Source organism: Glaciimonas sp. OK215 (assembly GCF_057787885.1).
This window is the reverse complement of record NZ_CM173544.1, coordinates 1,478,901-1,493,221: the sequence shown is the minus strand read 5'-3', so window position 1 is coordinate 1,493,221 and position 14,321 is coordinate 1,478,901. Positions and strand designations below refer to the sequence as shown.

Genomic DNA, 14,321 nt, shown 5'->3' with positions numbered 1-14,321 from the left:
AATGGTTAGGTGACCATCCTACGCGCAGTGAGGTAATCGAGCTAGTCATCAAAATTGAGATATATTGTTCTATACACAGAACAATGAAGGCAGACCATGCAAGATCTAAATGACCTGTATTTCTTCGCCAATGTAGTCGAACACGGCGGCTTTACCGCTGCTGGACGCAGCCTCGGAATCCCAAAATCGCGTCTTTCGCGCCGCATATCCGAACTGGAAGCCCGCCTGGGCACACGTTTGCTACAACGGAATACCCGCGGCATCGCACTTACCGATATCGGCAATCGCTATTACCAGCACTGCCAGGTAGTGCTGGCCGCGGCAGAGGCAGCGGAACTTGCCGTAACCAGTTCACTGGCGGAACCCAGCGGTCATGTCCGGGTAAGTTGCCTGGTACCGATCTCACGCGACGAACTGGCGCTTGCTCTGCCGCTTTTTTTGGAGCGCTACCCGCGCGTCAGTGTTGAGTTGGTACTCACCAATCGGCGCGTGAATTTGCTGGAGGATGGGATCGATATCGCGGTCCGGGTCCGAGCGCCTGAAGACGAAGATCCGAACCTGGCGACCCGGCGACTGCGCCATACCGAAGCCTATCTGGTTGCGGCACCGGCACTAATGCGGCAATTCGCGTCGCCGGAGCATCCGCGGGCACTGATGAAATTCCCTTTTCTTGGTGCAGTCAGCCAGGACCGGCGCCTGCACTTCCTCATGGTCGGCCCCAACAATGAGCGCCATACATTCGTGGTCGAACCAAGGCTGGCGGTCGAGGATTTTACCGTGCGAAAACACGCTGCCTTGCACGGCTTGGGAATCACCATGCTGCCGCTGGATTATTGCAAGGAAGAAATCGCGCGCGGCGAACTGGTACGGGTGCTGCCCGACTGGTCGCTGCCGTCCGGCACCCTGCAACTGGTTTATCTGACGCAGCGCGGCCTGCTCCCTGCCGTGCGTGTCTTTATCGACTTTTTGATCGCGCATCTGGCGGAACATCCGGCGGGCTCAAGACCGTGCTAATCGCACCCCGCTGAACTGCCAGCGCGCAGTCGCAGGGAAGAAATTCCGATAGCTCAACCGGGTATGGCCGGCAGGTGTCACGCAAGACGAGCCACGCAAAACGTATTGATTGACCATAAATTTACCGTTGTACTCGCCAACGGCGCCCTCCAGCACCGTGTAGCCGGGATACGGCGCGTAACTACTGGTGGTCCATTGCCAAACCCGGCCGAAATAGTCGGTCTCATCGCTAACGGCAGCACCGGCGGCACGCTCCCACTCCGCCTCGGTCGGTAAGCGTGCCCCGGCCCAGCGTGCGTAAGCTTCCGCTTCAAAAAATGAAATGTGCGCGACGGGGTCATCCAATCCGATCGGTTGTAACCCATACAGTGTGAATTCCTGCCAGGCCGAATCAAATTGGGACTGCGATTTTTGCCAATATAACGGCTGCGTCAATTTCTGCTGTGTCACCCATTCCCAACCTGCGGCCAGCCACAGCAATGGATTTTGGTATCCACCATCCTCGACGAAGGCCAGATATTCGCGCTTGCTGACCAGCCTCGCTGCCATGGAAAACTGCTCGATGAATTGGCGGTGGCGAGGCGTTTCGTTATCAAAGAAAAATCCGGTTCCGTCATGCCCGATCTCGACTATGCCCGCTTCGAATTTTTGCCATTGCAACGCTGGCAAAGCATTCGTCGGTTTGTACAGGTCAGGCGCCGCCTCCTCCAGCTTATACGACGGCTTCAATGGATTCATCGAAAACAGATGCTTTACATCGGTTAGCAATAACTCCTGATGTTGCTGCTCATGTTGCAGTCCCAGTTCGACCAACATTGCCAGTGCATTCGAGGCCTCGCCCGCCAATGGCATAGAAAACACCTGCTGCATGCGCTGATCGATGTTGCGCCGATACGCCCGCACGTCACTCAATGAAGGACGCGTCATCAATCCACGTTGCGCGCGCGGATGTTGCTCGCCGACACCATCGTAATAAGAGTTGAACAAGACCCGGAAAGCAGGATGAAATGGCTGGAAATCCGGCTCAAACCGTTCCAGGATAAATGTCTCGAAGAACCAGGTGGTATGCGCCAGATGCCATTTGACAGGACTCGCATCCGGCATCGACTGCACACAGCAATCTTCATCCGATAATGGCTGCGCCAACGCCAAAGTGTCATCCCGCACGGTGGAAAATGCGGTCGCCAATGTGGCGATATTTACGCGCGCTGCGGCTGCTGTCTGCATGTCCATCCTCAACTCCCTTGTGCATGACAAACCATGAACCACTGACGCGGATCACACCAGGTCTGCACTTTGCCGAAACCCGCTTGATGCAACAATTCGATAAAACTTTGCTGCGTATACTTGTAACTACTTTCAGTATGAATCCGCTCACCTTGTACGAAGTGTCGCAAGCCGCCGTTTTTCCAGCGCACGGTGACATCGTTTCTGGCTTCCAGATGCATTTCTATGCGGTTCTGCTGAGGATTATAGAAGCCCCGATGACACCAGTCGGCGAGATGGAAATCGGCATCCAGAAGATGATTCAAATGCAGTAAAAGATTCAGGTTGAAGGAAGCCGTCACCCCCAGCGCATCGTCATACGCAGCATCGAGAATCGCCTTGTCCTTGATCAGATCAACCCCGATCAGCAAACCGCCATCTTCATCATGCGCTATCGTCTTGCGGATACGACGTAAAAACTTCAAAGCCTCAAGCGGTGTGAAGTTGCCAATGGATGATCCTGGAAAAAAGAATTGTCGGCGTTCGCGCGCGACCGATGGCGGCAGTTCAAGCTCGGTTGAAAAATCCATGCCTAGACAAGTCATCGCTATATGTGGAAATTGCTGCTGCAGACAAACAACCGCCTCCAGCAAAAATTTCTCCGAAATATCGATAGCCACGTATTCGCGCGGCTGCAAGCTCGGAAATAATTTTGCTGCCTTGGCGCAGTTGCCGGCGCCAAGATCAATCAGGGTTGCGCCAACGCCGACCGCCTGGGAAATTTGCGCCGCATAATGCTCAAAAATTGTCGCTTCGGTACGGGTCGGATAGTACTCGGGCAATTCACAGATGGCTGCGAACAGCCGGGAGCCGAGAACATCGTAAAGGTATTTTGGGGATGTAGAGGCCTGTGATGCCAGCAATCCAGCCACCAGTTGAGCGGCGACCGCATCCGCAATTTTGTGTGGTGCTGTAGAGATTTCCGGATGCTCCGGTTGTTGCATTTCAGCCAAGGAAGCCTCCCAGAATGTTGAATAAATACAATTTATCCATCTAATGTGCCCAAAGCTGTGTCGCACGCTTTGGTGATTCCCGTCTGGAGCCCTATAAATAAATGAAATCACTGACAACTCTGCGCCGCATCGCAACATCTACTACACTAGCAGGCTGATCTTACGAGCGAATAGTGATGTTCCTATAATTTATCAATATCGACAATCAGTTAATGCACATGGTTCAAATTTGCGGCAACGCTACCCCATCGTCAGACAGTCTTGCATGCACCAGTGTGATCGTACAGCAGCACTAAGTTAAATAATCAGCAAGAAAACAAAAGCAATATGACAAACACCTCTAAAGAACCCCAAAAACGCAGCCTGGCGACCCTCGCCGGATTAGTGCCCTATCTTTCCCCTTATAAGCGCCAGTTCGGATTGGCCGGGATTGCTCTGCTGGTCGCCGCTGGTGCCACGCTGGCCATTCCGTACGCATTCAGGCAAATGATTGATCTTGGCTTCGGCGCAAACGGCATCAAGGATCCCACTCACATCGATCTGTATTTTCTGGCGCTGTTCGGTGTCGCCTGTATTCTCGGGGTCGCCACCGCTGCGCGTTTTTACATGGTGTCCTGGCTTGGCGAGCGGGTCACCGCAGATCTGCGTAGTGCGGTCTATTCGCACGTGGTGACGCAAAGCCCGCAATTCTTCGAAACCACCAAAACCGGTGAGGTATTGTCACGCATTACTACCGACACCACACTGATCCAGGCGCTGGTCGGTACCAGCATTTCAATGGCGCTACGGAATGGCCTGTTGTTTACCGGCGGGCTGGTCATGTTGTTCGTCAGCAGTATCAAGCTGACCTCGATCATTATTGTCATGTTGGCACTTGTGGTGCTGCCGATAGTCTGGTTCGGGCGCCGCGTGCGCAAGTTGTCGCGGGCATCGCAAGACCGTGTAGCCGATGCCTCGGCCATGGCCGGTGAAATTTTGAATGCGATGCCAACGGTGCAAGCGTTTACCCATGAAAACATTGAGGCGAAGCGCTTTAGCCGCGCTATTGAAAACGCTTTTGGTACCGCAATGCAACGCATCCGCGCCCGTTCTTTACTGACCATGATCGCGATTTTGCTGGTATTCGGTTCGATCGTTTTCGTGCTGTGGCTGGGTGCGCATGCGGTGGTGCAAGGTCGCATGAGTGGCGGTGAACTCGGTCAATTCATTTTGTACGCGGCGTTAGTCGCCGGTTCTATCGGTGCCCTGGCAGAAGTCATGGGCGACGCTCAACGCGCGGCAGGCGCCACCGAACGTTTGCTGGAATTATTGTCGGCAAAGTCCCCTGTGCAATCGGTATTGCTGACGGAGAAGCTGCCACCACGCACGGAACAAGGCGCGACCCTGGCACTAGAGAATGTGGCATTCCACTATCCATCGCGCCCGGATACCGCTTCATTATCGGGCCTGTCGTTAGACATCCGCCCTGGTGAAACGGTCGCTGTCGTCGGTCCTTCCGGTGCCGGCAAAACCACGCTATTCCAATTATTGCTGCGCTTCTACGATCCGCAACAAGGCAGTATCAAACTGGATGGCGTCGATATCAAATTCCTCGATTTACATACCTTGCGCAATGCCATCGGCATCGTGCCGCAGGATACCGTGATCTTTTCCGCCAATGCAATGGAAAACATCCGTTACGGTCGCGTCGACGCCACTGATGCAGAAGTCATCGCCGCCGCTACCATGGCCGCTGCACATGAATTCATCGCGCGTCTGCCGGAAGGCTATCAATCGTTCCTTGGCGAACGCGGTGTACGCTTGTCCGGCGGTCAGCGCCAGCGCATTGCGATTGCCCGCGCCCTGTTGAAGAATCCACCACTGTTGCTGCTGGATGAAGCCACCAGCGCGCTCGATGCGGAATCCGAACGTGCCGTGCAAGGCGCACTGGAAGCGGCGATGGTCGGTCGTACCACGCTGGTGATTGCCCATCGTCTGGCCACGGTACAACGCGCAGATCGCATCATCGTGCTGGAACACGGACACGTGGTTGAAACGGGGACCCATGCGTCGCTAGTGGCACAAAACGGACTGTATGCCAGTCTGGCTGCGTTGCAATTCAATACTGGCAGCGAATAAATACAAGCATCAGGAACATCGCATGAGCAAATAAAAAAGCGGTATGTGACGCCAACCATCGCGTCACATGCCGCTGCAATGCAAATTATCTTGCGCTTATCGGCACAACCTCAAGTCGGCGACATCCCTAGCCCTACCGCGACCTCAGAAATCAGACGGCGCAGCCAGACGACGTCCGGTGCGACATGCGAACGGGCATGCCACAGCATGTAGAAGCGCATTTTCGGCATGTCAAACGGCAGCGGGAATACCTGAATCGGCCAGTCCTTGACAAAGTGATTAGCGAACTGGCGACCGGTAGTAAAAATCAGATCGGACTTTGCCAGCACATGTGGTACCAAGGCAAAATACGGAATCGCCACCTGAATATTGCGCTTTAATCCCTGCTCGGCCAATGCCGCATCTATGCTGCTGCGATGCCCTTCGATATACGGTGTCGGTGCCAGATGCGGCATCTCGACATAATATTTCAGCGACAACCCTTTCTTGGCAACCGGGTGATCCCGATGCATCATGCACACCACTTCGTCTTCAAACAGCTGCGCCAGATGCAGATGTTCCGGTGGATCAGGCCAGTTGCCGATCACCAGATCAAGGCGGCCGGTCTCCAGCGCATTCGAGTAATCCAGGCCGGCATCGAGTGCATGCACCATCACGCTGGCACCGGGCGCGCGGCGGCGCACTTGTTCAATGATCGATGGGATCAGCAGCACGTTCAGGTAATCCGGTGTTCCTACATGGAATACGCGCGCAGTGCTGCCCGCTTCAAAAGCCGCTACCGGTGCCCCGATTTTTTCAAATACGTCGAGTCCTTCCTTCGCCAGCGCCAGCAGTTCCTGCCCACGTTCGGTCGCCACCATGCCGGTTTTGCCACGCACCAGAATCGCATCGCCGGTCAGTTCACGCAAACGCTTCAGCGTATTGCTGATGGTCGGCTGTGATTGTCCTAACTTGATCGCAGTACGCGACACGCTTTTCTCAACCAGTAAGGTGTGCAAAACGCGTAGCAGATAAGTATCAAGATGATGGTTGGCGCGAGAAGTCATTGATGATGATAGAGAGAGAGTAAACGGACAACTGATTAACGTAATATAAGAAACATTGAAGATAGTTTGTAGGATAACGGATAAGTGCGTGGCTGAGTACCAACCATGACTGCACGACAACATCGATTTTTAGTACCGAATCTGGCCGATGGGTTCGGTGATCGCTTGCCTCTCAAATTCAGAGCGCATTTTTTGTGCGGACGAACGCGGATTAAACCTAGAAACGGCAGTTGGACCGGCAGGAGTGTGCGTTTTTCCGGCTTTCTGGCTAGGGTGTAGCAGGGGTTTCAGACGGCATGCCGTCTGCCTGCGAAACGATATCCGCTTGCAAGCGGATATGCGCCCTGCAAGGGCGACGACGCGGCAGGGCTTTCCCTGCAAGGAGGAGCAACGCCCGTGGCCCTGTAGGGCAGGAGTGTTCCCTTGCAAGGGAACACCGTTGCGCGGGCAGGCGACATGTCGCCAGAATTCCCCGCACAACCGCCAGGGAGCCGGAAAAGCGTGCAATCGTGCCGGTAGCGGGGTCACCATACCGGTTACCGTATTGATGGATGAAATTTTCAATGTGATCAATACCTTATAGGTGACTTGAAGCGGTCAACTGCCGTTTCTAGGTTAAACAACACCTCAGCATGAAAATTACGGTAGCGCCTGCGAAAGCCGCAAAATTATAACTATCGCAATCCAGCGCGCTACATAGCAACCGTTTTGCCAGCGCCAAATCATCGGCATTCATTTCCCTACCAGGAGCAGAAAACATGTCACAAAGCAAAACCGTCAATCGCCGCATCGTCCTCGCCTCGCGCCCGCACGGCGCGCCGACCGCAGAAAATTTCCGCCTGGAAGAAACCGCCGTGCCGACGCCGGCAGCCGGCCAACTGCTGTTGCGCATCGTTCATCTGTCGCTGGACCCATACATGCGCGGCCGCATGAGTGACGCCCCGTCCTACGCCGCACCGGTGACGGTGGGTGACGTCATGGTCGGCGGCACCGTCGCCCGTGTTGAAGCATCGCACCATCCCGATTACCAAGAGGGTGAGCTGGTCCTCAGCTATAGCGGCTGGCAGGATTATGCGTTGTCCGACGGGACCGGCCTGACCAAACTTGACGCTAGTCTGAGCAAACCATCGTATGCGTTGGGTTTGCTCGGCATGCCTGGCTTTACCGCCTACATGGGCTTACTCGATATCGGTCAGCCGAAGACTGGCGAAACAGTCGTGGTTGCCGGAGCAACCGGCGCGGTAGGCTCAGTAGTCGGCCAAATCGCCAAACTCAAGGGCTGCCATGTGGTCGGTATCGCCGGCGGCGCGGACAAGTGCAAATATGCAGTCGAAGAACTCGGCTTCGACGCCTGTATCGACCATCGCAGCGCGGACTTTCCCAAGCAACTGGCCGCGGCTTGCGCCAAGGGTATCGACGTCTATTTTGAAAACGTCGGTGGCGCCGTATTCGATGCGGTACTCCCGTTGTTGAATACCCGCGCGCGGGTACCGGTATGCGGCTTGATCGCCCGCTACAACGCCACCAGTTTGCCGGACGGCCCGGATCGCTTGCCCTTGCTGACGCGCACCATCCTGACCCGTCGCATCAAGATGCAAGGCTTCATTATTTTTGATGACTACGCGCATCGCTATGGCGAATTCTTCGGCACCATGGCTGACTGGATAAAAGCGGGGAAAATCAAGTTCCGCGAGGATATCGTTGAAGGTCTCGAGAACGCACCGCAGGCCTTCATCGGCCTGCTCGAAGGGAAGAATTTCGGCAAGTTGATCATCAACGTTGCTGACTAACTTAAAGGAATTCACGATGAAGATCTGTATGAAGACAAAACGCCCGCACTCCGAATATGCCGTGAGTGCGAGCGTTTTTTAACTTTAGCCACGTCGGGAGAACCAACATGGCGCCTGTCCCGACAGGCTTCCCAGCGATTATTTCGTACCGAAAATCCGGTCACCGGCATCGCCCAGGCCGGGAACAATGTACGCGTGCTCATTCAGATGCGAATCCAGGCTGGCCACATACAGTTTGACGTCAGGATGCGCGTCCTGAAATACCTGCACACCTTCGGGTGCAGCCACCAGCGCCAGGAAAATAATCTGTGCATCGCTGACGCCGCGCTGCTTGAGAACATTCACCGCGTACACGGCCGAATTACCGGTTGCCACCATAGGATCGCAAAGGATGAACGTACGCTCAGCCAGATCAGGCAAGCGCACCAAATATTCAACCGGTTCCAGCGTGTCCGGATCACGATACACACCGATATGCCCAACCCGCGCCGATGGCACCAGATCCAGCAAGCCATCGCTCATACCGATACCGGCACGCAGTACAGGCACCACCGCCAGCTTGCGACCGGCGATCACAGGTGCCTCCATACTTTGCAGCGGCGTCTCGATACGTTGCGTGGTGAGCGGCAAATCACGGGTGATTTCATAACCCATCAATTGCGTGATTTCGCGCAACAACTGCCGGAAAGTGCGGGTTGAAGTATCTTTGCTTCGCATGTGCGTCAGCTTGTGCTGAATCAGCGGATGATTAAGGATGAAAAGATTGGGAAAGCGCGGATCGCTGAGCATGATGGACAATTCGTGAGATAGACGGATGAAGCGCCGGTGCTGCCGGCGCGACACTTAAAACAGAATTTGAAAGATGCGGCGAAATTGAACTGAAGCTGATCTATTCCGTCCGCCAGCTACGCTGGCGCCACCAACGGCTACTTGGTCGCCGGAGCCGATTTTGTTTCAGGCGCAAATGTCAGCAACGCTAGAATCTGCTCCAACTCCTGGCGCACTTCAATCAGGTTGATCTTGTTTTGTGCTGCCTCGGCAGCGGCGGCCACCGAGTCTTTTTCAGCCTGATCGAGGCGGCCGTCAAGTTTGTTGCGCGCACCGCTGATGGTAAAGCCCTGCTCATATAGCAGCTCGCGGATACGCCGAATCAGCAACACTTCGTGATGCTGATAGTAGCGCCGGTTGCCACGTCGCTTGATGGGCTTGAGCTGAGTGAACTCTTGCTCCCAATAGCGCAAAACATGCGGCTTTACGCCGCACAACTCACTGACTTCACCAATCGTGAAATAGCGCTTTGCAGGAATCGGCGGCAAGACGATAACCTCAGACTTACTAATACGATCATTCATGGATTAGCTTACAGAGCGAGGGAAAAAGGTTGTTGAGAGGTGGCTTCGACCATGCCTTTCAGTTTTTGGCTGGCATGAAAAGTCACTACACGACGGGCGGAAATCGGAATTTCTTCACCGGTTTTAGGATTGCGACCGGGTCGCTGCGGTTTATCGCGCAACTGAAAATTGCCGAAGCCCGATAATTTGACCGCCTCGCCGCGTTCCAGCGCATTGCGGATTTCGTCGAAAAAAGTTTCGACCATATCCTTGGCCTCACGCTTGTTGAGGCCGACCTGTTCAAACAAAAGTTCAGCCAGTTCCGCCTTGGTCAATGTCGGCAAATCTTTTTCGGCCTGCGAGCGCGCTTGCGCCTCGCGCATCGCCCGATTCAGATCGGCATCCAGTACGGACTCAAATTCGACTGCCTGCATATCGTTCATTCTGTTGTTCTCACCCTGTTTTTGCGATTCGCCGAACCCAATAGACGCCATCCTATTGGGCGCAACTGCGCAGTGAAGCCTACTTAAATTGAAGATGTAGGTCGTTTAGATGAACATCACTTCAGTAATTTTTATTTTTTTACAATTCCCGAGTCTGCTCAGGTACGCAGTTTCGCACCGTCAAGCTTGCTGACAGCTGCAATCAAAGCGGCCATAGCAGCGTCCACGGTGTCGTCTTGCAGGGTATTTTCAGTATCTTGCAAGGTAAAACGGAAAGCAAGACTTTTTTCGTCATTCTCCAGTCCCTTGCCATGATATTCATCAAATAAAACAAAGGCTTGCAGAATTCGACAGGCGTTGTTGGCGTTCTTTTCGGCAGCAAAAATGTCCAGCAAATCCTGCACCGGAACACCCTGTTTAACGACCACCGCCAGATCCCGCACCACTGCCGGAAATTTCGAAATTTCGGCATACTTCGGCACCTCCCGCTGCTGCAAAGCAGCCGCTTCCACTTCGAACACCACAGGCGCCAGCGACAACTCATATTTCTGCTGCAAGCGTGGGTGCAGCTCGCCAATAAAGCCAACGACCTTACTGTCGAGCAGCACCTGCGCCGAGCGGCCCGGGTGCAAGGCCGGATGTTCGACTTTGGCAAAGCGCAATGTTGCCGGCGCGAATAGCGCTTCAAGGTCGGCCTTCACATCAAAGAAATCAATCGCCCGGTTGGCCTGCCCCCATTGCTCCTCTGCGTATGGACCGTAGGCCAACGCAGCAACGTGTTTAGGCTGATCGAAACCGGCAACTGACAGCGGCCCGTCCTGCACTGCCGGATTGCGCAAAAATATTGCGCCAGTCTCAAAAATGCGGACGCGGCTAACCTTGCGGTTCAGGTTGTATTTAACGTTGGCAACCAGGCTCGCGATCAGCGAAGAGCGCATGACGCTCATCTGACTGGCGATCGGATTAAGCAGCTTGATCGGTTGCACATTGGCGGCGAAGTCAACTTCCCAGGCTTCTTCGACAAAGCTGAAGTTGATCACTTCCTGATAGTCGAGTGCGGCCAACTTATGACTGATCGCAAACAGCGAACGCGTATTTTCCGGTTCGACAAACATCGCATTCGGCGCCACTGGCGGCAGTGCCGGGATGTTTTCAAAACCGTAGACACGAACGATTTCCTCGATCAGATCTTCTTCGATTTCGATATCGAAACGGTAGGACGGCGGGGTCACCCGGAACACGCCTGGCTCTTGCGTAAACGCCAGACCGAGACGCGTAAAAATATCTGCGATCTGCGCATCCGACAACGGCACGCCGATCACCTTGACGGCGCGCGCGGTACGAACGCTGACCGGCAGACGTTGCGGCAGATTGACTTGTTGATCGTCGATCGGACCGACCTTGGTGTCTGCAGTGCCGCAGATCTCGATCAATAGCGCAGTAATGCGCTCGAGGTGCTCGACCGTAGTCGCAAAATCAACGCCGCGCTCAAAACGATGGGCCGCATCGGTCGAGAAGTTGTAGCGCCGGGCACGCCCTTGAATCGCTTGCGGGAACCAAAACGCCGCTTCCAGGTAAATGTTTTGCGTCTCCAACGACACGGCGGTGGCATCGCCACCCATGATGCCGGCCAGAGATTCGATATGCTGTTCGTCTGCAATCACGCCGATCCACTCGTCAACGCTAACGGTATTGCCGTTCAACAGTTTTAGTGACTCGCCAGCCTTGCCCCAGCGGACGTCAAGACCGCCGTGGATTTTATCCAGATCGAACACGTGGCTGGGACGTCCCAGTTCCAGCATCACATAGTTGGAGATATCGACCAGTGCCGATACCGAGCGTTGACCGCTGCGTTCCAGACGCTGCTTCATCCATTGCGGTGTCGCTGCCTTGGCATTCAAACCGCGAATGATACGACCGGAAAAACGACCGCATAAATCCGGTGCAGAAATTTTTACTGGCAAAACATCTGAAATGTTGGCGCTCACCGTCTGGAATGTCGGCTGCCGGAGTGGTGTGCCGGTCAGCGCCGACACTTCACGCGCAACGCCCAACACTGACAGGCAATCGGCTTTGTTTGGCGTCAGCTTGATCGTGAACTTCAGATCGTTCAATTCATAATAATCACGGAAATTCATGCCGACCGGCGCGTCGCCCGGCAACTCCAGCAGACCGTCATGCTCCTCGGAGAGCTTCAATTCACGCGCGGAGCACAACATACCGTGCGATTCAACGCCACGCAACTCTCCCACCTTGATTTCGAAAGGCTTACCGTCTGCACCCGGTGGCAGCACTGCACCCGGGATCGCACATGGCACTTTCAGACCAGGACGCACATTCGGTGCACCGCAAACGATATTTAAAATAGTACCGGTACCAACATCGACCTGGCACACATTCAGGCGGTCGGCGTTCGGGTGTTTGGCGGTCTCAAGCACTTGGCCGACCACGATATTCGTGAATGGCGGCGCGACAGGCGCGATCTCTTCCACTTCGAGACCGGACATCGTGAGCAAATGGGACAACTCGTCCGAAGTCATCTTCGGATCGACCATGGTACGCAGCCAGCTTTCAGAGAATTGCATAGGTAAAACCTTCAAAAACCTTTAATCATGGAAGACTCGGATCAACTTGTTCGCCGTATGGCGGCATGCGTGATCCGAGACGTCTTGGGTAACCAGCCTTTAATTGAATTGCTTCAAGAAGCGCAAGTCGCCCTCGTAAAACAGACGCAAGTCGTTGATGCCATAGCGCAGCATGGTCAGGCGCTCAAGGCCGGAACCAAACGCAAAACCAATATACTGCTCAGGATCGAGCCCCATGTTGCGCACCACGTTCGGATGCACCTGACCGGCACCGGAGACTTCCAGCCAGCGGCCTTTGAGCGGACCGCTGCCAAAAGCAATATCGATCTCGGCAGAAGGCTCGGTAAACGGGAAATACGACGGACGGAAACGCACTTGCAAATCGTCGGTCTCAAAGAACGCCTTGACGAAATTCAGATACACGCCTTTCAGGTCGGCGAAACTGATGTCTTCAGCGATCCACAAACCTTCGACCTGGTGGAACATCGGCGAATGGGTCGCATCGCTGTCAACCCGATAGGTGCGGCCCGGCGCGATTACCTTGATCGGCGGCTTATTCATGCGCGCATAGCGCACTTGCATCGGGCTGGTGTGCGTACGCAGCAGCAACGGCTTGCCTTGCGTGTCATTGCCTTCGATGTAGAAAGTGTCCTGCATCGAGCGCGCCGGATGATTTTCCGGGCTGTTCAATGCCGTAAAGTTGGTCCAGTCGGTTTCGATTTCAGGGCCGTCGGCCACGTCGAAACCAATCGAACGGAAAATCTCTTCGACCCGTTGCCAGGTCCGCATCACCGGGTGAATACCGCCAACGCCACGGCCGCGGCCCGGTAGCGTCACGTCGATTGCCTCCGCATTCAGACGGGCTTGCATCTGGGCGTTTGCCAAGGCGTCACGGCGCGCAGTGAGCGCGTTCTCGATGTGCTGTTTGGCGATATTAATCACGGCGCCCTGCACTTTGCGCTCTTCAGGAGCCAGCTTGCCCAGCCCCTTCATCTGCTCGGTGATCTGACCGGTCTTGCCAAGATATTTGGCTTTGGCATTTTCCAGCGCAGCCGCATCGATAGCGGCGATAAAATCAGCCTGGGCCTGCGTTACAAGTTGTTCTAGGGAGTTCATGCAGTTTTTCCTGCTCCAATGGGAAGCCGAAAAATTCCAATCAGCATTACAAAGAGATGCGCGACGATAACCGCGTTATCCGACCTGTCCGAATTCAGCCGCTTCCGGGGGATCTGACAGCTCGCTCTCATTTCTAAGGCAAACGGGAATAAGAAGCCATTAAGGAATCAATAAAGAAAACAAATCGGCAGTTAAAAACACAAGCGGGGCATAAGGTGTTGACCTCTGCCCCGCTCGGGATTGCCATGCCGCATGATTTAACGCATGCCGCGCTGGCAAAACTACGTAATCAATTACGCAGCGATGTTGGCTTTAACTTGATTGACAATCGCAGCAAACGCTGGCTTGTCCATCACTGCCATATCGGCCAGAACCTTACGGTCCAGTTCGATCGAAGCACGTTTCAGACCATTCATGAATACGCTGTATGTTACGCCATGCTCACGGGAAGCGGCGTTGATACGGGCAATCCACAATGCACGGAATACGCGCTTCTTGTTACGACGGTCACGGTACGCGTATTGACCAGCGCGCATAACTGCTTGCTTGGCAACACGGTAAACTTTACTGCGACGACCGCGGTAACCCTTGGCAAGGGCTAATACTTTTTTATGACGGGCACGAGCTGTAACCCCACGTTTTACTCTAGGCATAGTAAC

At 54.6% G+C, this 14,321-nt stretch carries 12 protein-coding genes; 3 read left to right on the top strand and 9 right to left on the bottom strand.

The window, feature by feature from the left end; all coding sequences use genetic code 11:
• The first annotated feature begins 96 nt into the window (after window positions 1-96).
• Complete coding sequence (locus tag AC3CHX_RS06630; protein WP_488643280.1) at window positions 97-1,014, top strand: LysR substrate-binding domain-containing protein; 918 nt, start codon at window positions 97-99, stop codon at window positions 1,012-1,014.
• Here AC3CHX_RS06630 and egtB read toward each other — a convergent pair.
• The gene (egtB, locus tag AC3CHX_RS06625; protein WP_488643279.1) at window positions 1,000-2,247 is read right to left on the bottom strand and encodes an ergothioneine biosynthesis protein EgtB; all 1,248 of its coding nucleotides are present in this window, start codon (window positions 2,245-2,247) and stop codon (window positions 1,000-1,002) included. The two genes, AC3CHX_RS06630 and egtB, sit on opposite strands and share 15 nt — an antisense overlap.
• A 2-nt stretch (window positions 2,248-2,249) precedes the next feature.
• On the bottom strand, window positions 2,250-3,224 hold the full coding sequence (gene egtD, locus AC3CHX_RS06620) for an L-histidine N(alpha)-methyltransferase (RefSeq protein ID WP_488644741.1): 975 nt from the start codon (window positions 3,222-3,224) through the stop codon (window positions 2,250-2,252).
• Window positions 3,225-3,560: 336 nt separating this feature from the next.
• Between egtD and AC3CHX_RS06615 the strand changes: the two genes are divergently transcribed.
• Complete coding sequence (locus tag AC3CHX_RS06615) at window positions 3,561-5,351, top strand: ABC transporter transmembrane domain-containing protein (protein ID WP_488643278.1); 1,791 nt, start codon at window positions 3,561-3,563, stop codon at window positions 5,349-5,351.
• A gap of 110 nt (window positions 5,352-5,461) precedes the next feature.
• Here the strand turns inward: AC3CHX_RS06615 and AC3CHX_RS06610 are convergent, their stop codons facing one another.
• Window positions 5,462-6,397, bottom strand: coding sequence for a LysR family transcriptional regulator (locus tag AC3CHX_RS06610; RefSeq protein ID WP_488643277.1), 936 nt, complete (start codon window positions 6,395-6,397; stop codon window positions 5,462-5,464).
• Window positions 6,398-7,155: 758 nt separating this feature from the next.
• On the opposite strand from AC3CHX_RS06610, the gene AC3CHX_RS06605 reads away from it, so the two are divergent.
• The gene (locus AC3CHX_RS06605; protein WP_488643276.1) at window positions 7,156-8,187 is read left to right on the top strand and encodes an NADP-dependent oxidoreductase; all 1,032 of its coding nucleotides are present in this window, start codon (window positions 7,156-7,158) and stop codon (window positions 8,185-8,187) included.
• Between the two features lie 138 nt (window positions 8,188-8,325).
• Here the strand turns inward: AC3CHX_RS06605 and upp are convergent, their stop codons facing one another.
• The 6 genes from upp to rplT all read right to left on the bottom strand — a co-directional run bounded on the left by upp (window position 8,326) and on the right by rplT (window position 14,315).
• Complete coding sequence (gene upp, locus AC3CHX_RS06600) at window positions 8,326-8,976, bottom strand: uracil phosphoribosyltransferase (protein ID WP_488643275.1); 651 nt, start codon at window positions 8,974-8,976, stop codon at window positions 8,326-8,328.
• A 137-nt stretch (window positions 8,977-9,113) separates the two neighbouring features.
• Window positions 9,114-9,539, bottom strand: coding sequence for a MerR family transcriptional regulator (locus tag AC3CHX_RS06595; RefSeq protein ID WP_488643274.1), 426 nt, complete (start codon window positions 9,537-9,539; stop codon window positions 9,114-9,116).
• Window positions 9,540-9,547: 8 nt separating this feature from the next.
• Complete coding sequence (locus tag AC3CHX_RS06590) at window positions 9,548-9,961, bottom strand: integration host factor subunit alpha (RefSeq protein ID WP_488643273.1); 414 nt, start codon at window positions 9,959-9,961, stop codon at window positions 9,548-9,550.
• 158 nt (window positions 9,962-10,119) lie between these two features.
• On the bottom strand, window positions 10,120-12,546 hold the full coding sequence (gene pheT, locus AC3CHX_RS06585) for a phenylalanine--tRNA ligase subunit beta (protein WP_488643272.1): 2,427 nt from the start codon (window positions 12,544-12,546) through the stop codon (window positions 10,120-10,122).
• A 99-nt stretch (window positions 12,547-12,645) separates the two neighbouring features.
• Window positions 12,646-13,662 carry a phenylalanine--tRNA ligase subunit alpha gene (gene pheS / locus AC3CHX_RS06580; protein WP_488643271.1) on the bottom strand — a complete coding sequence of 339 codons (1,017 nt, stop codon included), beginning with the start codon at window positions 13,660-13,662 and terminating at the stop codon, window positions 12,646-12,648.
• 293 nt (window positions 13,663-13,955) lie between these two features.
• Window positions 13,956-14,315, bottom strand: coding sequence for a 50S ribosomal protein L20 (gene rplT, locus AC3CHX_RS06575; protein ID WP_108439775.1), 360 nt, complete (start codon window positions 14,313-14,315; stop codon window positions 13,956-13,958).
• Window positions 14,316-14,321: the final 6 nt, after the last annotated feature.